8 protein-coding genes are annotated in these 22,400 nt (G+C 44.2%); 1 reads left to right on the forward strand and 7 read right to left on the reverse strand.

Going from position 1 to position 22,400, the window contains the following annotated elements:
* Nucleotides 1-159: 159 nt before the first annotated feature.
* The 3 genes from B0E43_RS26900 to B0E43_RS26910 form a co-directional block, all read right to left on the reverse strand.
* The gene (locus tag B0E43_RS26900; RefSeq protein ID WP_077347563.1) at nucleotides 160-8,694 is read right to left on the reverse strand and encodes a neuraminidase-like domain-containing protein; all 8,535 of its coding nucleotides are present in this window, start codon (nucleotides 8,692-8,694) and stop codon (nucleotides 160-162) included.
* A gap of 45 nt (nucleotides 8,695-8,739) precedes the next feature.
* A complete protein-coding gene (locus B0E43_RS26905) occupies nucleotides 8,740-9,228 on the reverse strand; it encodes a DUF4231 domain-containing protein (protein WP_077347565.1) in 489 nt (162 codons plus the stop codon).
* A 224-nt stretch (nucleotides 9,229-9,452) separates the two neighbouring features.
* A complete protein-coding gene (locus tag B0E43_RS26910; RefSeq protein WP_077347567.1) occupies nucleotides 9,453-17,081 on the reverse strand; it encodes a SpvB/TcaC N-terminal domain-containing protein in 7,629 nt (2,542 codons plus the stop codon).
* 842 nt (nucleotides 17,082-17,923) lie between these two features.
* Between B0E43_RS26910 and B0E43_RS26915 the strand changes: the two genes are divergently transcribed.
* Nucleotides 17,924-19,093 (forward strand): sorbosone dehydrogenase family protein, encoded by a 1,170-nt coding sequence (locus B0E43_RS26915; RefSeq protein ID WP_077347571.1) that lies wholly within the window; start codon nucleotides 17,924-17,926, stop codon nucleotides 19,091-19,093.
* A 115-nt stretch (nucleotides 19,094-19,208) separates the two neighbouring features.
* Here B0E43_RS26915 and B0E43_RS26920 read toward each other — a convergent pair whose 3' ends face one another.
* The 4 genes from B0E43_RS26920 to B0E43_RS26935 form a co-directional block, all read right to left on the reverse strand.
* Nucleotides 19,209-19,736 carry a hypothetical protein gene (locus B0E43_RS26920; RefSeq protein WP_077347573.1) on the reverse strand — a complete coding sequence of 176 codons (528 nt, stop codon included), beginning with the start codon at nucleotides 19,734-19,736 and terminating at the stop codon, nucleotides 19,209-19,211.
* A 63-nt stretch (nucleotides 19,737-19,799) separates the two neighbouring features.
* On the reverse strand, nucleotides 19,800-20,132 hold the full coding sequence (locus B0E43_RS26925; protein WP_077347575.1) for a hypothetical protein: 333 nt from the start codon (nucleotides 20,130-20,132) through the stop codon (nucleotides 19,800-19,802).
* A gap of 195 nt (nucleotides 20,133-20,327) precedes the next feature.
* Nucleotides 20,328-21,086 carry a phosphatidylinositol-specific phospholipase C/glycerophosphodiester phosphodiesterase family protein gene (locus B0E43_RS26930; RefSeq protein ID WP_077347577.1) on the reverse strand — a complete coding sequence of 253 codons (759 nt, stop codon included), beginning with the start codon at nucleotides 21,084-21,086 and terminating at the stop codon, nucleotides 20,328-20,330.
* A gap of 53 nt (nucleotides 21,087-21,139) precedes the next feature.
* The gene (locus B0E43_RS26935; RefSeq protein WP_077347579.1) at nucleotides 21,140-22,237 is read right to left on the reverse strand and encodes an MBL fold metallo-hydrolase; all 1,098 of its coding nucleotides are present in this window, start codon (nucleotides 22,235-22,237) and stop codon (nucleotides 21,140-21,142) included.
* Nucleotides 22,238-22,400 lie beyond the last annotated feature (163 nt).

Below are 22,400 nucleotides of genomic sequence, written 5' to 3' on the forward strand. Positions count from 1 at the left end.
AGTTTCCGGAGATAAGTCAGAAATTATTATCATTATAACCACTCCTAAAATCTATTAACAAACTTTCGCGATAGTTTCAAATAGAGCATTCCTTGACTTCATATCTAGTCAGGTCACTCACACAAAATCCAATATATGATTGGCCTTTATTGGAACGCATTAAAACTTATACTTTACAACCAAGATCAATTCGTCCAATTTCCCTCTGACCTCATCTGAAAGTGAAAGGCTAAACGGAGTATCTAAAACAAAGCCTGTTTCTAATCCTGTCCATAGTTTCAATTCTTCCGCTCTTTTTAGGTTTGTGGTAACTCGGTCTATATTCCGATCGATATCAATGGTAAACTCATCAGGGCTACCCCCTTTTAACTTAGCCACAAACATGACACTTTCTATCTTCGCAGTTTCTAACACTTCCGGATAGATAGGTCGAACCATGTAGGGCAATCTTGATGTATCAAGCGTTAACGCTATAGAACCTTTCTTTTTCAGCAGGTTCCATTCGTTCGGTAAATCATGCTTCAAATTCAGCGCTGTAGCCAAACCGGACTCACCCAAACTCTGCTTGATTTTTTTGAGCTGTTCTTTTAGGACTCCATTTGCATCAGCTTTCAAGTCTTTACCGCCTTCCCTTGAGGTATATTTCACGTGAATTATTACATCTGAAATGGTGTCGTAGTCAAACTGTCTTATTTCTCTTGGAAGCTCAAGTTCCCATGTACTAATCGCTCCCGCGCCTTCAAACGGAAGATACCTTTCATCCCGGAAATTAAGTTCAAAAATGCCACTGTCGTTTTGCGCATTGCTTGTAGCAATAGATTGACCATTCCCAAATTCTTTCAAACTTCCTTCAGCCAAATCATTTTTTGTACGGCATTGGCTTTTTGTCAATCTTAAATTAGCACTTACCGAGGTATATGGCCCTGCAATACAAGGCAGGCTTATACTGACAGATTTTAGCCGCCTGAAATATTGGCCTGCAAAATCCATGTCATACAATGCTTCAGGAATTTCAAATGCACAGGCGCCTGTTGACCGAAGTTGTATGATAGCAAGGGGATCAAGCAGGAAGAGTGAAACATGTTTTACTATCTCGTACTCCCGTTTGTTTTCTTCAAGGTAGGCATTCTCCAATCTTCTTAAATCGAATTGTAGTTTTTCGCCGCTTAGCAAGCCTTTTTTCAAGTTGTCCCAATAGCCGAATTTTACGTATCCAGCTTCAAGTGCATCGTTTGGCAGTTCTAAATTGAAACATCGCTCTGCCTGTTTTGCAAGGTCGTAAGCCATTTGGTACGTTTGGAAATAGAGGGTAGATACCTGACCCGCCATCCAGTCGTACAACTGACGGTTAGTAAACTTGCTACGCATGAATTCATCCGTTTCTGCGGATTGCTCCATTTGCAGTTTGTGATTGGAACGTTCGCGCTCCGCTATTGCCAAACGAATTTCGGCAGCGAGGATTTGGTGGTTGATTTGTTCTAGTTCCTTTGTTGCTAGGTCCTTTTGATAAAGCCTCTCCTCCTTTTTTCTTTCACGCTGACCCATAAATGCTGTTAAACCAGAAGCAGTATTGGCCAGATTAATGGTTGTTTCAATTACTCTTGCAACTCCTTTTGAAATTTCTCCTGCCTTTGTTGTCACTCCGACCGTAGTTGGTGAGCCCAATTTTGCTTCGTAACTGTTAAGTAATGCTGCTATACCCTCAATTCCTGCCACCATAGGCCAAAGTCCGCTGGCAGTTGTAGATGATGCAATACTCAACTTCTCCCACACATTATAATCTTTCAAATTTTGGTAATAGTCAACACGCACTTCGATTATTTTTTTCGACTTTTCTAAACCCCGAACCTGTTCCTTCGCCTCCTCCACCTGCTTTTCCCTTATCTGCAGCAACGCACTCAGCAAATGCTGCTCATGACCCGAGCGTAACAGCGACAATGCCTCCGCATCTCTTTTTTCCAAAGCTGATAGCAAAGACGCTCCCAATCCTTTTACCTCATTTACCAATTCATAGGCTTTTTGTAGCGTGAAGGCAAAGCGGTAGTGCGGCAACCTTCCGTTAACATCGTTCAGAAGACTGTTTAAGTCCAAGCCTGCAGCCGCTGCCCGAACGAGTAACGCCGGATCAATCGGTGGCTCGAACAAAGGCAACGAACGAGCAATGCCCTCAATATTGAGGCTATGACGGATTTTGAAAAGTCGGTCGGCCACTGTTTCCCAATACTTGAGCAGATATTCATTACGAGGCACTCCGAAATAAAACATGGCGCCTAGGGCACTCGTTGTTCCTACAGCATTTGTACCCTCCGGCATGTCGGAAATATAGGTTTCCAAATCCGCCAGGGGATAAAAGGAAATGCCCGGATTGTCCTTCAATCCATCAAAAGTCTCGTCCTGTCGTTTAACCAGGGATGGGACTTTTTGCGGCGGATTACCCAGTATGTTGGAAGCCAGAATGTACAGATTGGTGGCTTCATTGATGCTTTCAATGGTGTCCCGCCGGAACAACTGGTCCCCCCAGGCAATGAGGTTGTCTATGTACTTCATTACCGTGAACTTCATGTACGCTGTGACGCGCATCCGGGCCACGATATGCGGCTGGAAAGGGTTTGCAGCCCATTTTTCTATTTGAGCGGCCAGATCAGCCTCGTTTCTCAAAAAATCCTCCTCGGTAGTGAAGCCTTTTTTAGCCTCTTCAAAAAAGGGATTGAATTGCCAGAAGCGTTCCTTGTCACCTGTATCGCCTGTCGTAGGATCGAATATGTAATGGAACCACTTGCGGGCTTCTTCAAAACGCTGGTCTGTACTTAGCCGGCAGGCGATATGGATAGGCAGGTGAAAAAACACCTCCCAGTTGTATTGGGAATAGGGACTTCCGTAGGTAAAATCAACGATACCTTTGGGGTGATCCCGGACAGCAGCAGTGGGTTCATATTCTTGAAAATCTACGAGGTCGCTGCCCTCTTGTACACTCCGGCGCAACACGGCCGGAACGCCTGATTTGTTCAGGGTACGGATGAAATTTTTGACATGAGGATGGTAATACGCACTGACCTCAAAATAACGCCCAATTCGCCGGGAAGGGTCAGCAGAGGGTACATAGGGCACATCGAAACCAGTGGCCAGGTCATGGGGAAGGGTTTCTACCATTTGATTCTCTGCTGTACATCGGGTGATTATTAGGGCAGCATCCAATCCATCAAAAGAAGACTCCAGAATTGGGCTGTTCCCGCCAGAAGGATAGTCTACTTCACTTCTTCTCCGCATCGAATTACCCCTTTGGTTAAAAACCTGACCCCAGATATGTCCAATGCTTTTTTCGACCGTATATACATCCGGTAAATCCGAGTAAAGGTTTTCCCTCAAATGTTTTTTGAAATAGGTTGTCTTGATAATAAAACTGCTTTTCTGGTCCTGAAAAAAAAACAATCTGGCAAGCGGTTGAGGTGCTCCAGCTTCAACGGAAAGCCGGAAAGGAGAATTAGCTGTATTATTAAATACTTTTTGGTATTCTCCCAAGGAGATTCTGCCATCAGGGGATACCGTTTCATACCGCAATTTCAAATCGGCGGACGAGCCGCTAATGAGTTCATTTTCAAAAACAGTATTGGCTGGCAAAGGCAAAGAAAAACCGGTGGGCAATTGATCAGGTATCACTGATGGTTCACTGGAAGTGTTTTCGAACATAAACGAAGTCTGACAATAGGATAAACCTGTTCCCATCACGAATAAATGAGCCTCCACATCTTCCCTGATCTTGACTGGTTTTAAATTTACAAGCAACCTGTCTTTTGCCATATAGGGACGCACAAACAACCCTTTGCGCAACTCACTTAGTCTGGTTTTGTTGCTGGTGCTTTCGGTATGAACAAAGCTTTTGGAAAGTTTCTTCCCAGTCCAGGCATTATTGCGAAACTCACTCCACGCGATTTGGATTTTCCAGTAATAACTTGTTTTGGGGAGTATTACTGCAGGATTAATTGGGGAAGACTCCTCGGCCTCCTGGGTAAAAAATAACCAGAACAAGCAAAGCCTCCGGTTGAAAATCACAGGCACCAAATGGTCACTGTCTATATCCCCTTCCATTTTTAACCAGGATGTCCACTCTCCTTTTTCGAGGCTGCGGTGGAAATACTGATGGGGTTGTGTGTAGGTACGACCGAAAACGTGCAGGATATCAATGGCAGACTGATCGCCTTCTTCGGGTTCCTGCTGATGGGTGCTGCCGACGATTTCAAGTCGGGCAACCTCGTCCAGTTTTTCCAGGTACCCACGGAAAGCATCTTCTACCGTATTAGGAGTCAGCTCGTTTTGTAGAAGTGCATCAGTTGCGTCCTTGAAAAATGGGGTCTGATCGTCCCTCAATTCCGGCTCTATCCAGTTTTCGGGATAGAGGAATATTTTGCGGTTGGCTTCCCATACCCGGTAGATTTTTCGCCAGGTTTTCCATTCTTCCGTCTGCTCGGGTTGAAGATGAACGTGCAAACCTGTCTCCTCGCTACGCTCCAGGTTCATCAAAACCCGGTCTACAAACAATTGCACGCTACAAGTCGCCTGTTTCAGGCGGGAAGTCATGGAGACAGGTTTCATTTCCACGTCGATCAGCAGGTATGCGTAGAGTTCTTCTGAACTTTTCCATGGCCCGGTATGATGAACAGCATAATCTACTAAAGCAGCCCTCTGTTGCTCCCGAAGAACATCCCTTAAGGGTTTTGCGATGTTGCGCCATTGCACATCATCGTATTTCGACTTAACAGCCTGTTTGATGGCAGTTGCGGTTTGGGAATTTATATCGGGCAGCACGACTTTTTTCATGAGGTCCCCACTAATGCCTGTGGTGTGCAGTGCATTCAATGCCTTTTTGATGCGCAAAATCAGGTCGCCGTTGCGGAAATCAGTGGGGAAGTCCACTTTTAATATACCTCCACTATCCACAATGTCAGCCGAACCTACCAATGAGGTAATGGAAACTTTGTCCCACCCGGTTACCTGTGCCAGCTTTTCAAGCCATCCCTCTTTGCTTGCTTCTGTGACCAAAGCGTTTTGGAGTATGTCGAAAAGATGGGAAGTACCAAAGCCCAGCAGGTCACGGGCTCGGATTAGGTTCACCAACCCTTCGAAGCCCTCCCAATGGGCATTCACTTGTATCGTTATAGGCAGGGCATCGAAATCCAGACATCCGATAAGTGTTTGATTTTCAAATATTTGTTTCAGCTCTTCGTTGGAAATTTTCAATCGTTTCACCAACATGGCCGCTTTGGCAAACTTGCGGTAGTCGGCTGTTTTGGTGGTTTCTACTGTGTCCGGGTTGATAAAGTCCTGCACCATAGCCACAGCAGGGTTTGATGAGCTTTTGAGGTGTTTTATGAGCAACAGGTCGGCCGCTGCTGCCGACAACCCAAATGCTCCGGAAAACTTCCCTGCAAGCATATTTTCATTGCGCTCCGGCATAGCCCCGACCTCATTTAGGAATAGCTGTAAGGCTACATCGGAGGGTGCAATTCCTGAAGGTTTCACAACCATGTCCCGTAACAGATAATCCAATTCTGCCAATGAAAATCCCGAATCCTGGATAAAATCGGTTTTCCAAAGGAAAGCGTAGGTCTCAACCGGATTTTCAAACGGGTTGATTCCAAACAGGTCAATTTGCTGCAGCAATTCGGAGATACTTAGTCCCGTCCATTGTGCCATAGTAGCGTGGCGATAAAATGAAGAAAGGTTTTGAAGGTTCAGGTCGCTGTTGGCGGCCACCCTGCTGCTACTCCTCAGCAAGCGGTAGTCCTCCTCGCTGATCCGCAGCGCCGCTTGAATAGATGCCGAGTGGCTGTCCATGATGCCCGATAAAGCGACTGGGTCGGCTTTCAGTGCATCGTTCAGCGGGTTGAGGACAGCTTTGTTGCGGAATATTTTTTCATACAAAGCAGGGACAGCCGACGACGGGGTTTTGCTAAAATCCGTGTACCCGACGGAAGGAAGGTTATTCCACATGGCCAATACTTCTTCCACCAGACAGTTGAATCGGCGGCGCAACTGCTCTATCTGGGATAGCTTGCGCACCTGGTCAGCAGTCAGAAATCTGGCTTCGGGCTGAGGAGTACCGTCAGGGTTCAGCCCTCGTATTCCCATTGATTTGAGCGCCTGGTCCAACTCGTAATAGGTCCAGTGTAAACGACGGGAAAGCCTCAAAAAACGGTGCCACCTCACCAAATCGTCTTCATCCAGCCCCTCTAATTTGAGCTGTTTCAGATCGCAGGTATCAGGTCTATCAGTATCTTTTGAAGCGATGGTGATTTTGGGATTACCCTTCGTGCTGCCGGGATTAATAAATTCACAGCCTAGCAGAGTTATCAATTCTATATATGAAACTCCTGCCTGCTGAAGAAAAACATCTACCCGATCAGAAAGAAAGCTGATCCAATTCTCTGGAGTATCCAGAGGGCTGCCCCCGTCAGGGTCCAGAATGGGACGAAAACCAAAGGCTTTATTGATGCCATAAAAGTTCCACACACCATTGTCTGACGTACCGTCTCCAGTAGTTTGGGCAGTGACTATGTCACGTTCCTGTACCGACATACCGATAAATTCTATTGCTACATGCGGGTCGGCAAAGGCAGCTAGCTCTTTTCCTGGAAAAAAGCAGGTCATCAACTGGTGGCGCGACTGTTGAAGGTGCGACAAATACACCCGGCTTTCTTCGAGAGGAAAATTGAATGACAGCCTGGTTGGATAGATGGCAGTTTTCAGGACATCGTAAGCCGCATCATTGCTGTACTCCGGATTAGCTGCAAGCTCTGCAGCGCTGAGTGTGGTCTGCCGGGCGGTCGAGTCAGGCAACGGAGACACGAAGTCTTCCAGCAATTCTATCACTAGGTCAATATAAGGCAGGGGCGTGTTGGTGTTTTCGCAATTGAGCAATAAACCAGGCAAGTCTGGGCGGCGGCGTACCAGTTCATCATAAGCCTCTTCGGAGCGGGAGCTGAGGAAGTGTAGGAGGTCGGTCAGGTAAGCGGCAAGGCTAAAGAGCGACATGCAATGTTCACACTCACAAGCGTCCAGGCTTCCAAATAGACTTCGGAGGGTGGCATTGGAGCTGTTGGCGATATACGAACCAATGGTGGCGGTGGTGGCTAAGTTCAGATTGGGGTGTCCGGCTGCCCAGATTGCAGTAACCAAAGAAGCTTTACTTTCTGCCTGGTGATGCGCCTGAAGAGCTTCCTCCTCTGTGTCAAAGGCTCCTCCAAGCCTTGAGATGAATTGGCGGCTTGGTATAGCCGCTACTGCGCTTGCGGAGTCCAATCCTGCCTTCCGCAAGGCTTGCATTGCCTTGGTATTGGGAGTAAAACCCATCATGCGTCGTGCACTGCGTAGTTCTTTCAAAAGCGATTGAGGGCTGCTAATCCCGGTCAGATTCAAGCCAGTGCCTTCAGCCAATGCTTCGATAGCCGCTTTTTTGAATTCAAAATTGGGGTTTTGGGTGAAAAACATCTGCAAATCTGCCTTTGAAGCACCAAAACCATCGGTAGCAGCGATTTTCGACAGCCGTCCAAAAAAGGCATGGGTTGGAAAAGCCGTCTCTGACGTTTTGGCCAGAATAGCTGCATATTGTGCTATTCGCTCTGTTTCGTTGCGACCCTTGATGAAGGTAGGAACTGCGGATCCCCCGGTCGAAGCAGCCTGGATGAAGGCTTTCCAATCCTCATTATCCTTACCTGCCAGTGCTGCAACCGCATGGATATTTTCTATTGGGGTTTCCTGCAACAAGGCACCCACCATACGTGGCTGAAAACCCACAAAGGCTGTGAGTTGCATGGCTTTTCGTAAACGGGTGACCTTGTTATTGCTATTATTGTTGTTGCCAATAGCTGTGGCCAATTTTTCCCAATAGGCTTCATCGCTGCCCGTGTGCTCTGACAACAGGGCCATCATTTTATTCTTGTCACCCGTATTGGCGCCGGCAATTGTGAGGATTTCCCCCAGGGAGGCATCCATCCCTTCGGGCTTTTCGCTCAGGGATTTGCTGCCCAGCAATTCATTCCAACTCTTCATCAGGACGCCAACGGGTACAGCATCGGAGATTTGGTTCGTCTTCATTGCCTGTTGGAGCGCTTGTACGATGTCGCCGTTTGGTAGAGCTGAGAGTGCTTGAATGGATCCCGGTAAGCCTTGCTTCAGCAATCCGTAAAGTGCCTCGGCGGGCATTTTATTCGCACCGTTTGTGGTTTCTACTTCCAGTTGATGGGCTTTCATCCAACGCCAGGCTTCACTGGGATCTTCACCGGTTTGAGAAGCTACAAAGCGGGCGTCATCTGCTGTGATTGGCTGGTTTGTGCCGCCCTGCCGCCATTCAGCCACATATTTTTTCAATCCAGCCTCCCGCGTTTTGAAAACCGGCTTCCCGGTATAAAACTCATCGTTAAGGATGAGGTCTAATTTGATGTTGCCGGCCCGTACCGAAAAAGGACCTTCTTTCAACAACACTTTGCCCTGCTCATTGGGCACTTCAAGATAATAAGACGTGCTCTCAGCAATATCCCGAAGCACAAGGCTATAACTTCCTCTTGCTGTAATTGATACTTCTGACAAAGTAGGATTGAGACGCAGTTGGCGCTCTTTGGCGACGACCCGGAAGCCTTCCTGTGCGGCTATTCCGTTTTGGTAAAGGACTTTTCCGGATATCGTGATTGTGGTTGCCATAATACTTTGATTTAATTTTTTTTAAAGTCTCTATATTTTCATTTCTCACCCTTCATTCACGGTCTGTTCCCATTTGCCGTGGCCTTCGTTCCATAGCTGTATCATTCGTTCCGAAAACAGGCGGAGGCTCTCCTCTTTTGAGATATTATAATAACTGCCGGCCTGTTGATTAAATAAAAATTGTTCTGCCTGCAATTGCTGGCCGGTGGTTCTTGAGTTAATCCATATTCTTTGTGCACTGGAGGCGCCAAGAAATGCTACAGCTACTGTTGCACCTGCGCTGACAACAGGTAAAATCCAAAGCGGAAAACTTTCCGGGTATATAACCTGCAATGATGAAACTATGGTTGTAAATGCGGCAAGTACAATGCTGGTGTATTTATAGAAATGAAAATTTGTTTTGGCTTTATCTGATTTGGTATCAAAATGCGTCAATAGTCTTTGCAATTCGTTATTAACAAGCATGATTTTTTCTTCTGCGGAGAGCTGCGGATTTAATAAATAAGGATTTAAAAATTGATTATTTTGTTTCATGTGTTTAAGTTTCTTTGTCCATCTATTATTGTGGTCTTGAATCCAGTTAATCCTCTCATTTTGTAAATTCTGGTTCCGACAATAATTGCATCACCGGTAAAGTATTTCCAGAGGGAGAGGTTGGTTTCTGTTTAGTTGGCTTTTGTGCGCATTTTTATGTTTTATTTTTTTTCGAAATGGTCAGGGGAAACAAACCAAGCAGAATATTAAATTCTATATTAAAGCTATTGACCTGGGCTTGAATTTGAACTAAAGCAATAGGCTCTAACACATAACTGTCTTGGGCTTGATGTTGCTTCTTTCCCGTGAAACCTAGAGACTTGGTCTGAATAAGGTGCATTGTAGACTCGGGTAGGAACATGTAATGCACGACTTGTTGCAACATCTTCCCAGTAAAATATTGGTTCTGCATATGTTGGATTGGAAATTGCCGTATTCCCTAATTCGTCACCGTGTGTTCCAGATAATATTAACACTTCTTCAATTTTGGGATTTTGAGCAAGTTGTTGCCTGATTGCGGACGCTACATGCACAGCATTCGTCTCCGTTTCCCAAGAGATGCTATTACCTCTTATTGTATAAATAGCTGCCCCTTTCCCGGTTTTATCTCCTGGTTGAATTACAAATGGATAGTCGGCCGATGAAGTAGATTCAACATTTGCCGTTGTACTTGTATTGCTATCGCCTTCGCCAGCAAGACTATTGCCATATCTTGCACTTGCATAAGAAGGAAGATCTATAGAAAATTGTTGAACTAAATCTACAAAGTTTGATGCATTTCTTTCGGCTTCTAGTTGATCAACCCCTAATTCAACTTGGATTTCTACTGCTGACCTTTCTGTAGCTGTAGCAGTATCTTCACCTGATATACCTTTTTTAACTCCCGTAACTGCATTGTCGATACCAAAAACACAACCAGGTATTCCAATACCAACTTCCACAAATGGACAATTCAAAGCTGCAATCCCTAAGCCAATCAAAGTTTGACCTACTCCGCTGACTCTAGTTTTCGCCTTATCATAGGATGCTTGAGCAGCATCTGCTTTTCTAATCGCAGCTTTTGCCTTTGTCCTAGCAGCTGCTGCATCAGCTTCTGCAATTCGAAGTTTCTCCACTGAATCGTCTACCATTGCTTTTAGTTCTGCCCTCATTGCTGCAACGTCTTGCCTGATGTTTGCTAATTCGGCTTGAGCTTTAACTACATAATCAGCCCATTCTTGATCAGTGAATTTCTTCTCCCTTCCAGAGTGATCTGTATAATGGATAGGTTGGGATTCTACATACACGTATAAATTCATCCCCCCCTTAATCCCAATCGGATCCGCACTCAACCACCTCCCAAGCCAATTCAAATAATACCTGGCACTATGATAAGCCATCCCGCTTTCTTCATCCCGCTCCATGCCTGTGTATTTATATCGTTTGGCGGTAGTAGTTATGGCTGCATTTTTGGCCTGGTAAGCACTAGTGCCATAAGGGTGGTATTCTTCATACGAAATAATACTCCCACCGCCATCGCATTCCAATCCCACTGAGCCTAAGTGGTTGCTGTATTGATACCGATAAACTAGACCTGTTGAGAGTTGGTTATTATTGGTTGTTATAATATGCTCTGCGATCAATATCCGTTGGTCACCCACAAACAGATGGTGGGTTTCAATTTCTTCTTGTAAATCTGCGCCATTCCATCTGCGATAAAGCTCCATCCCCCCGAGGTAAATGCGCTCTTCGATTACGCCACCCGGCCTTTCTATGCGTTTGCGGCAGCGTTGTTTGGTTGTATCATAATTATAAAATGCCTGTCCGCCACCGCCCAAATTGATGGTATGAATCATCTCGCGGTAATCCCATTGCATACGGTATTCTTCCTCCCCATTGCCCAGATTAAGCATGCTGCCGTGGGTGTCGTAGCTATAATTAATGGTGGAGGCAACATCGCCCGTTTGGGTACTTAATAGTCGGTTACTGTCTGTTGCAAAGGTGTATTGTCGGGTCCATCGGTCAGCAAAACCGCCGATGCCTGCACGGTGTTTCATTTGTAAAATGTTGCCCACTGCATCGTAGCGGTATTCCTGTATGTAGTTGCGGCTGGCATTGGGGTCATTGATGGGGAATGATACAGAGGCCATATCTGCTGATTGCCCATGTTTGGGTGCCTGATCCAAATTTCCATTTTCCCTTCCTTCTGCCTGTATCAGTTGGTAGAGAGCGTCGTAGCTATATCGGTTGCGGGGTTCTACCCGTTGATTATTGAAAAATACAGGTTCGTATGCATCGTCGAGTATTTCTGTAATATTTCCGGATGGATCATAGGTATAATACAGGTTTTGCAATACAAGGGGGTCGCGTAATTCAGTATGGGCATTGGGCAAGGTTTCTCCCGGGCTGTTACGGGTGGTCCTGAGCTGCATCAAACGAAAAGTCAATGCATCGTAATGGTATCGGGTAGTAGTGCCATTGCCGTATTGCATGCGGGTTCGCTGGCCTTTGGCATTGTATTCAATGTTTCGCACCACCGTGGTGGCTATGCCATTTACAGTATGTATTTCACTTTTTAATACCCCTCTTTGATTGTATGTAGGCTTATAAGTAGATGGAATTCTCCCAGTTAGGTGCCAGTTTTCCATAAATACCATGCGGTTGAGTGCATCGTATTGAATGCTCTGTGTAAATATTTCCGGTATAGGTGATTCTATATTCCAATCAATAAGCGATTGGTCATAGGAGGTAGTCAATTGCCGGGTGGCTTCCAGTAAATTCCCTTTAAAATCAAAAAGCTCATTAGTAATTAATCCACCTGAGTCGTAATGCTGATAGATTTGTGCTTTGAGGTTCTTCGATGCCGCATCCGGTAAAGATTCACCATATACCAGGCGTTCAATCACCTGCCATTCCCCTTCATTAATTTTTAACCGGACTTCAATCGGACGATGAAAAACATCGTAAACGGACTGCATGACTTTATTTTCCTGCACCGTATCCGTTCCAACTATTTTTTCATTTTCATCCCAGGCATAAAATGGTTGTCTGGTGCTATCCATAATCATCCATCGGTCTCCGGCATCCATGCTGTGATGAAAAAGTAGATTGCCTGCGATGTCATAACAGGGAACATACCCGCTTACAGCGCCCGTTGTATTGATGTATTCCATTACCCGATTGCCGCGGGCATCCTGTATCCATAGGGGTTTCCCTTCGGTATCCAGCTTGGAGAAGGTTACCTGTTTCTCATCCACGCCATCCCTGCGATTGTGGGCAATGGAAATGACCTCTCTACCCAAACCATCAACATGCACCACTGCAGGGGTATTAGCATGTGCCGCAGCTAAACTTGCAGCCCGCTGTTGCGCAACTGTTCCCGCGATGTTTCTCAGATACCAGGCATTGTTCGGTTCTAAAACCGTATCGTTGGCATCCCACACAGTAGATAACCACGGGGTAAATTCTACTCTGGAATAGGTTCCATCCGGCATCTCGGTCCGTATTTGTCTGCCGGCAGCATCGTAGAAAAGGATGGGCGTTACCCCAAATTCTATAGGTTCTTCGTATTGGTGACCGACTGGACTAAAGTAAGGTTCGTATTGCTTTACGGGTTTACCTTTGTTGTTGAGTATGGTTTTGCCATTAGCAAGCCAACGCAGGGCAAGTCCATCCCGCTCAGGTTCCGCTTGTTTTTTGGTGACTATCGCATTGCCTGAGCCATCTGAATATTCAAAGCCCACTTGCAATGGACTTTGAGTTTCCCCTTCTTGCGATAAGTGTTTTTCCCTTACAATACCTGCAGCACAGGCAGGATGGTGGCCATAGGTAATGCTTCCATCGGCTTCTATTTGTTCACCGAAGTAATACAAGCTTCTGCCAGTAGCGTTACCTAATAGATTTCTGGATACTGCTTCATCATACGCTTCTGTAAAATAGGGGATGACTGTTTCCAGTGCTGGATGTATAAGTGCCTCATCAAAATCAGTTAAATGATCGGCTTCGTCACCTTTACCCATTAAAGCAGTCGCAGTAGGCATTCCCAATATGTCAAAAACCACTTCGGCAATGTTGTCATTGATGTCAATCATTCGTTGTGGAGCCAACACCCGGAAATTGAAATTTTCAACACGGGTGACATTGCCTATTGGATCGGTAATCGCTTCGATGAATAAATCCTTGTCGTCATATCGCAACCCGGTAATATTTCCAAACGGGTCGGTGTATCTTTCCGGCAGAAAAAAATGCATGGCTGCATCAGCATGAAAACCAGCAATCCCCGAACGAATCCAGTATTGTCCGGCGGTATTGATGTCAGGAAATCGTTCTTGCAGGGGCGTTCCGCTGAGGTATCCGCTGATTTGGGCGTCATTCAAATCCTGAATAAATCCGGGCGTTAATTGCCCTGGCTTAAACACTGCGGAAATTAACGCTGTGGTAAGCGCCAGGGTGTAGGTTTCATAGGGCAACCCCCATGTGCTTTGCGCACCCCAGGGCAAAGAATTTTCCAGGTCATCCGCGAAATAGAGTATCCGGAAGTGCTCCACACACCTCTTTTGTGGGCTGGTTCGGTTGGGGAGCATTTGATATGGAATTTCCCCTACGACATCGGAAATTTGGTGATTCCTAATTTCCTCCATTGAAAAATAGTATCCATCTGCAGGAAAAATTCCGGTTACCTCAAACGTTTTAGCTTCGGTTGGTACACGCAATCGGTAGGTGTTTTCCTCCAAAATGTCATTGCTGAAACTGTTTTTGGAAAAAACCATCAAACTTTCCCTTTGTACCTCCTGAATAAGGGCCAATGTTTCTGCCGCTAGGCCGGCTTCCGCATGTGTTCCAATACGAGGGTAGGTGACAGCCAGCGATTCTAGCATGTTGCCATAGGCATCATAATTTAAATTGAATGAATGGGCGATGCGGGGATCGGGCACAATCACCTCATTCGTCAAATCCAATTCATACTGATAGGTAATGGCTTCACTTTCGGCAGGAAAGAAAACAGCGAATGGGTTATTGCCCTTGGGTTGGACGCGATGGATTTTACTATTGTGAAATGCGGTAGAATATAGCCTGATTCTTTTTTCCTCACCTCTTTTAAATGCTTCTACCTCCAATTCATATACTTCTTGGCGCAAGGTCATTCCTTTACAAGCCCGTAAAGCCTGTGGCCATTCCTGAGGAGAAAGCCCATCCGCATCCAAGTTAGGTTCAGACAGCTTGCTTTCGGAAAAATCTGGAGATTGTGGGGCAAAATATTCTGTTTGAAACTGGTTTAAAATTTTATCTCTACCTAAAAACGCACCTGTATGAAACCAGGTAATCGTTTTGATTGGCGGCTGGTATAGGGTGAGATCATCCGTTATATATGGACTGTTTGCATTTGCCACAGCAAAGACGCCGAAATCCTCAGCATCGGTTTGTTCCACCCTGCCAAATCCCCTGAATTCTCTTTCCGCATGATCATAATACCCATGGTGATAGCTGTATTGCGAGGTGAACCGGGTCTTTGTCCACTTGTCAGCAACCGTCGTTTTGGATAACAGATGAACCGGGAAATGAAGTTTTGTAATCCAGGGATTTCCTGCCAGTTTATCCTCAATATAAAATTTGGTAGAGGGTGTGTACACTAATGAAACCTCTTTGCCCAGGTTGTTTTTATAAGAAACCATGATGTGTGGTTTCTTGCTGTTCATCAGGTCAATGTATTTTAATGGAATGTTGACATCTTTTGCCAATTGACTTGACCATACAATGCAGGCTACACCATTTCCCAAAAGGTCGGTTACGGTTATTTTGGAGTTAGAATGAATTTCGGGGAAAGAATCAATTTCAAAAGGGGTAGTACCGAAGCTGTTTCCACTCAGGTTTTTCCAACAGGTAAATTTGTTTTTACCCAGATAAATAATATCTGAAGTGCCCGAACCATCGATATCTGCCAAGCGCAAATAAGCGGGATTAAATGCATCGGGATGATCGAAAATTGGCGCATTATCCAAAGCCACTTTAGCACCGAATTTCCCATATCCCAAATTAGGCCAATAGCAGACTTCGCCGTTTCTGATACGCACAATATCCGTCATACCGTCACCGGACATATCTGCCAGAAAGATGGTTTGTTTTGCATCCGCAAAAACGATGTGGGGTCCTTCTTCTTCATCGAAAGGTTTGGATGTTTTTCGGGCTGCCGAATAACCGTTTTTACCTTCGGAGGGATACCAAGTAAAAACCTGATCTTCTGAGATCATCACATCGGGCTTTCCATCGCCATTCAAATCGAGCATGCGGGTATTGGCATCACCGAAATCAATACTTGGAAGAGCTTTAAATGAACGCAAGCCATGCCATTCGTTATCATCAACCAGTTCAAAATATCCTCTTGGCTCCGCATCAAAACTGACCAATTGTATGCCGCCATCGGCATCTAGATCCGCTAATTGCATTTGTGTGCCCAATCCTGCAAAAGATGGCTTGGGAGAAACCAATTTTGCATGTTCAAATTGGCCGCCTCCCAGATTGTGTTTATAATACCATCCATTGGCTTGTTCTGTGAGAATACCTGAGAGACCTTCGTTGAAAAGATCTGTGAATTGGTATTGTTGGTCGTCAAGTCCAACTGGTGCATGCACCAAATCTTCTGTAGAAATGGTTTTGACATCTCTGTTCCAATCATGCTTTTGGTACTCAAACTCCATGGGTGGGAGTTTTTTGTGGGAATAAGTACCATCCAGTTTTTTGATATAACCGTAAGAGGTTATCTTTTTTAAAAATGTAAAATCCTGCTCGGCCGAGGTACCGTATTCAAAATTGATAGATTTTACAAGGCCTTCATATTCATTAATTCCAGTAAAATGATGAAATAGCAGCACTCTTTTGCAAAGCCTTGTGGTTCTGATTTCAAAACCGGCTTTGTAATCTGAAAAAGCATCTGCCCGAAAATCCCATTCATTAACGACATCAAAGGAATCATCGTCTTTTAGTGTTCCATAATCAAAAACAGTCTGAAAAAAATAATCTGTTTCAACCGGGAAAGTATTTCCAAATCCGCTGAATGGAGTTTGATTGCCGTAAAGTACTTTTTCGAGGTATAGATTAGTATAAGTAATTACACCCGATTTAACTCGGTTACGGTGGTGCAGCAATGTTTCCTCAAAACCAATCTCATCCTCCTTTTTATAAATGTATTGAGAACAATTCCCCTTATCGTCAAAAACAAATTCTGGCAGCCATTCGTAAATCTTTTTCGCATCTATAGGGTTAGAGACAACGGCATCATCACTCCATCCAAAAAGCGTGGTAGTATTTTCTTTGGTAATTACACGCCATTTAATTCTATCATTTGCATTTTCTGTCCAGCGTTCAATTCTGGCAAATAGTCCTTCTATTCGTGGTTTATATTTTCTAATAGTAAATGAACCATCTGTTGAAGGCCTTTCATTTATGATGTAATCACCTTCAGAATCCAGTTGAAAACTTCCATCAGGATTCTGCTTAAACTCTGGCACTAAATCCTCTGCTTCAGAAAACAGAAATGTATCAGAATCTATGGAATCGTGATATTGGGGCAACCCTTTGTCTGTTTTGCGCTTAATTGAACCTAAACTCAAATTCCAACCCAAACCAAAAATTTCATTACCGGCTCCAGAATTATAGGAAAGTGATAAGGAAGGGGAAGCCCCTCTTGCTGGCGAAAAAGGTAGCGGAATAGAAAATGAAGCAGTGCCATTTACGGCATTCACTGAAAACTTTTCGTCGATCCCTTTGATTGCTCCCCCGCCTTTCGGCAATGAAATGGACGGAACCTCTATCGCGTTCGAATTGGCCTTCCCACCTCCTGCGTCAAAAAATTGCCTTTTTTCAGATTTTGCATCCATGGAGTAAAAAATTGGATTGAAAATGCAAAAAGAACTAGATCACGATTTACTCTTAAAAAATTCGCACCAATCGCCTCCAAACCAAAATGCACTGACTATCAACAATGTACAAAATAGAAATATTAGAACTGAAAAAAGTCAGTAAAAAGTTTTTTGAAGTCCATCGTTGAAAATTGGCTTTCTCAGCCCTCAGCTTTTCACGGGTGATCCTTTGGTTCCTATTTCGAAGATTTATTGACCAGAAACTCTTGGCCGCCCGGAGGACAAAGGGCAACCTTGTTCCGGAATTCAGGCACACCCCGCACCCTAAATTCAAAGCATCGAAAAGCTCTCGCCCAAAATAGAACAGCGTTTCTTCTTTTAACGACCAAATCATGCGTCAAAACCAAAATTGGTATCGACTTGAAACCAATTCGATGCCACGGCACCATTTATCAGTATTACTATTCAATGTCAAATTCACTAGCGAGATTTAAAATTCTCCATATATCTTCTCTCAAATGGTTCGAAAACAATCCAGTTGGGCCCACCAAGCCATCCATTTGTTTGGATGGCTTTTCTTGTTTTTATACACCTACTTACTTACCAATCCAGTCTTTATCGGAATTATTTGATTGAACCGCTTGTCCTTCAACCTCTAAGAGCTTTTGGACACATTGTTTATTATTTAGGCAGTTGAATTAGCGCGATTGGGTAGATCATCACTGGAAATATTATTTTTATCCAGACCTCATCCAATTATATTTCATTCATAATCAGCCAATTTTCGTAGATAGGAATCAAAACCCAACCCTTGTTTTTGAGGTTTGGCAATTATACATCCGGAAACAACCCTTGATACTATGAAAGCTTATTCCGCTATTCTCCTTGTTTTAATCTTTATCAACACCACAGCCTGTTCTCAGGACAACTCCAATGAACCGCCACTACAGAATGGAACTGTTACTATCGTTGAGGCTTTTCCAAACTTGAGTTTTACAAGACCAGTAGATTTACAACATGCAGGAGACAATTCAGACCGGCTTTTTGTTGCGGAACAAAGGGGAGTTATTTCAGTCTTTCAAAATAATTCGGCAGCTACTGCCAAGTCCGAATTTTTGAACATCGAACAAAAAGTCGATGACTCCGGAAATGAGGAAGGCTTGTTGGGCTTGGCTTTTCATCCTAATTTTGAAAGCAATGGCTATTTTTTTGTGAACTATACCGCCTCTGGTCCAAACAGAACAGTCATTTCCAGATTTAAGGTTTCTCCGACTAATCCCAATCAGGCAGATCCCGCAAGCGAACTTGTAGTATTGGAATTTGAACAACCTTTCTCCAACCACAATGGTGGACAGATTTCCTTTGGTTCGGATGGCTTCTTATACATTGCTGTGGGTGATGGAGGCAGTGGTGGAGATCCACAAGGCCACGGACAAAACAGGAAGACCCTTTTGGGAAGTATTCTCCGAATTGACATTGACAAGCAACAGGGAAGTTTGAAATATGCGATACCTGCTGACAATCCTTTTGCAGGAAATTCGGAAGGCTTTCGTGAAGAAATCTACGCCTATGGACTTCGTAATCCATGGCGATTCAGCTTTGATTCAAAAACCAGAGAACTCTGGACTGGGGATGTTGGGCAAAACGCTTATGAAGAAATCGATATCATAAAAAAGGGCGGAAACTATGGTTGGAATACCATGGAAGGGACGCACTGCTTTAAGCCTTCTTCTGGCTGCAATACGGCCGGACTTGAGGTGCCTGTATTTGAATATGGCCGTTCGGAAGGTGTCTCCATCACCGGAGGTTTTGTGTATCGGGGCACAATCCTCAAACAATTAATCGGGCAATACATCTATGCGGATTTTGCTTCCGGAAGTGTATGGAGTCTGGACATTTCCAATCCATCAAATCCTGTTAATAAAGAGCTTGTAAAGACTTCTTCTGTCTCCTCTTTCGGTATAGATCAAAATCAAGAATTATATGTCTGCAGTTTTGACGGCAAAATCCATAAGTTGGCGATTGAATAAGTTGGAATTGAAGGTAAAAGCAAAAGTGATTTGGATAAGCAATTTCCAATAAAACGAAAATGGGATTTGCCAAAAGCAAATCCCAAATCATTAAGAAAACCAATTTAGAAAAGACTTACATCGCCAACCGAAGTTTAGAATTATCCTCAGATGAATTCAAATGTCGGTTTAAGGTCAAAACCCAATTCTCCGCAATAAATTGCTCATCCACCATCCTGCGAATTTGTCTTTCATCAAAGATGGTAATACTTTTTGTGGGCTTGTTTCGGTCTTTGAAATGGAGGAGAATATCGAGGTATTCCAATTTTTTCAATTTTGACTTGCCATAAATTACCTCTTCGTAGTGGGCATCAATGGAGGTATGATCGACTTCGTTAAGATTGATTGTCATCTGTGCGGGATAATTTCCAAATCGACAATAAACCAGAATATTTTGCTTCAAATCCAAGCCAAGCATGTAGTGGTTTCTCCATTTTTGGACTTTGTCCAAAACCAGCTTTCTGGTTGAAGAAAATTCCTGAAAGGATTCCGAAAGGTCTTTTTCTTGTCTTCTGGCCTTAACCAGATGAATGAGATAAGGTACACTCGCCACGAGTATACCAATAAGGAGGATCCAAAGAACCCCCTGGAAATTCATTTCCATAAGAAAGGATAGTTGTAGTGAAAATTTTGAATGATTTAAGATGTTATCCGAAATGCATTCAAACTACCAGGTATAAAAAAACTGAATAAAGGTCTGCTTGACATCAAAAAATGGGATTGTATTATACTTTGAAACAGGAAAGTCCAAAGTGCCTGAATAAGGTTTATTAAAAATGCTGTTGAAAAGTCCTGAGGACAAAAAGAATTTTAAATCAAACTCGAGTGAAGGACTTTCCGGAAGGTTGGCCGTCTCTGAGATTAAGTTTTTGGAAGTCTGGAGATACGATTTATCGTCAAGAGTGGTAACAGCTTCTGCTGAAGTTGGTAGGAGCAAAATTAAAAACAATCCTACTATCCAGTTGGCAAATATAAAACCGAATGAAATTCGCTTGCTCATAGTCAGAAAATCAAGGGAATATTACAAAAAATTATTTCAGCTGCAATTCAGTTGCTTAAATTAAAATGTTAAAGTGTTTAAAAGTTGAGGACCGGCGACGGAAGGCTTGTAAATGGCCGAAATTAAGGGTTGAAATCAATTCCGATTCAGATTCATCAAAATGGAGAGATCATTTAAGCTCTGCATAAAACCAGCCTACAAATCCATAAAAAACTTTCTGGCATTGCCCGGCTGATCCGTATTGATGTAGTCCACTCCCATTTCATTAAAGGTCTTCCAAGCTGTTTCTCCATCGGGTGAGGCCCAAAACCGGACCGGCTTATGGAAGGAGTGAACCAAAGCGATAAAGTCCTCCAGCTTTTTCCTATCCTCTTCCGGCAAACCTCCGCTACCTTTCCAGGTTGAAAACCTGCTAAAACTCAGACTCACCATCCCGATTTTTTCCCAGGGGAGATCTGAAGTCAACTCCATGCTCTGATAGTCAAAAAACACCCATTCCGGGTACTTTCCATAATCCTCCACTTTGGGCCGGTTGCCTGAAATAATCAATTTGAGCCCTTTTGGGTTTTGGGAGGAAAAAAGCATTTCTTCAAATTCCGAAGCGTCTTTGACCACCTGATCCAAAGTTGCGTAGGCTTCAGTTTTGCAATCAATCAAAAGGTGAAATCCGAATGCAACGATCTTTCCTTGCTTTTTCGCCTCGCTGATTGGCTCCAGGTAAATCGACTTCAGGGTCAGCTCGGGCTGGATGCTTTCCTTTTCATGTGCGACCATCAGACCGTTTTCCTGCAGGATTACGTCAACTTCGATAGATGCGGCGCCTGCCTCGAAGGCTTCCCAAAACGGAGCCTTTCTCAAATAGTCGTTGTGTGAATGAATCCTGAAATCCTGTTGGCAAAAACCGGAGAGAGCAAGAAAACAACTAAATGCAGCGAAGAATAGGAAATGCTTCATTACCAAACTTAATCCTTCCAAAGGAAAAACCCGACAGATTCATTTCCTATTTCTTAATTGATTTCCCTCCACCATGCAGAAAATTCCTGGGTGGTATCCTTAAGTCTGACCTTTTCTCCGATCAAAGGAGTAATCAGGTTCAATCCGACCTCTGCGTTGTTTTGAACAATCTTTTCCAGTGGTTCGTCCCAGGAATGGTTTGACAAAACAAACTTGCCGGAATGAACCGGAAGCACGCGAGCAGCATCGAGGTCCTGGGCCGCAAGGAGGATTTCATCGGGAAGCATATGGACATACTTCCAGCTTTTGTCGTATTGTCCGTTGTCCAGGATGGCAAGGTCGATGGGGCCGAATTTTTCACCTATCCTTTTAAAATGGGAATCATAGCCGCTGTCCCCTCCCAAATAGATTTTCATCTTGGCGGTTTCAAGCAAAAAAGAAACCCAAAGCGCTTTGTTTCTCGACAGGCCCCGACCAGAAAAGTGCCTGGCAGGCAGCACATGTACTTTAAAGTCTAAATCAAAATCAAGGGATTCATTCCAGTCCCTTTCCAGGATTTGATCAGGTGAAAAGCCCCAATGAAGGAAATGGGCACCGATTCCCAAGCCACAAACTATCTTGCCGATCTTAGGCTTTAGCGCAATAATCGTTGCATAATCCAGGTGATCCCAATGGTCATGAGTGATCATCAAAAAATCGATCTCGGGGATATCCTCTGGAGCATACACATCAGTTCCCTCAAAAGCTCTTGTGCCAAATGGCACGGGTGAGGCCGAACCACTGAATACCGGATCCACCAAAATCCTCCTGCCTTCCACGTGCAGGAAATAGGAAGAGTGTCCAAACCAAACCAACACATCCTGCTTTCTGTCCAGGCCATGGAGATCGGTCTTGAGGCTCGGGATTTTTCCGTTGGGCTTCATCCTCGCCTTATTCCCAAATAAAAACTCCTTCATCACTCCCAAATAACTCGCTCCTTCGGTAAGGTCAGGAGTTGGGCTGAGGTTTTGGAATGCGCCGGACCGGTAATTTTCCGAGTTTTTGATCCTTTCTAATTGATCTCCCTTAGGCAGCTTCCCGAATTTGGGCTGGCTTAAAAAAATGTAAACTATTATCCCAAAAATGAGAAGTATTAATAATGCTATTGCCATAAATGGGGGTTGAAAGAGTGTCAGTCCAAAAGATTTATCTTAAAACCAAAAACCCATTTGCTTAATTCCATTGAAAACAACTAAAACCCGAAAGGTTGAGATAGAAAAACACATTGAAATCCATATTCACCTATTTCCAATGGGTTTTCCTATATTAAGAAAT

The organism is Algoriphagus sp. A40 (genome assembly GCF_002002735.1).
In the GTDB taxonomy this organism is placed as follows: domain Bacteria; phylum Bacteroidota; class Bacteroidia; order Cytophagales; family Cyclobacteriaceae; genus Algoriphagus.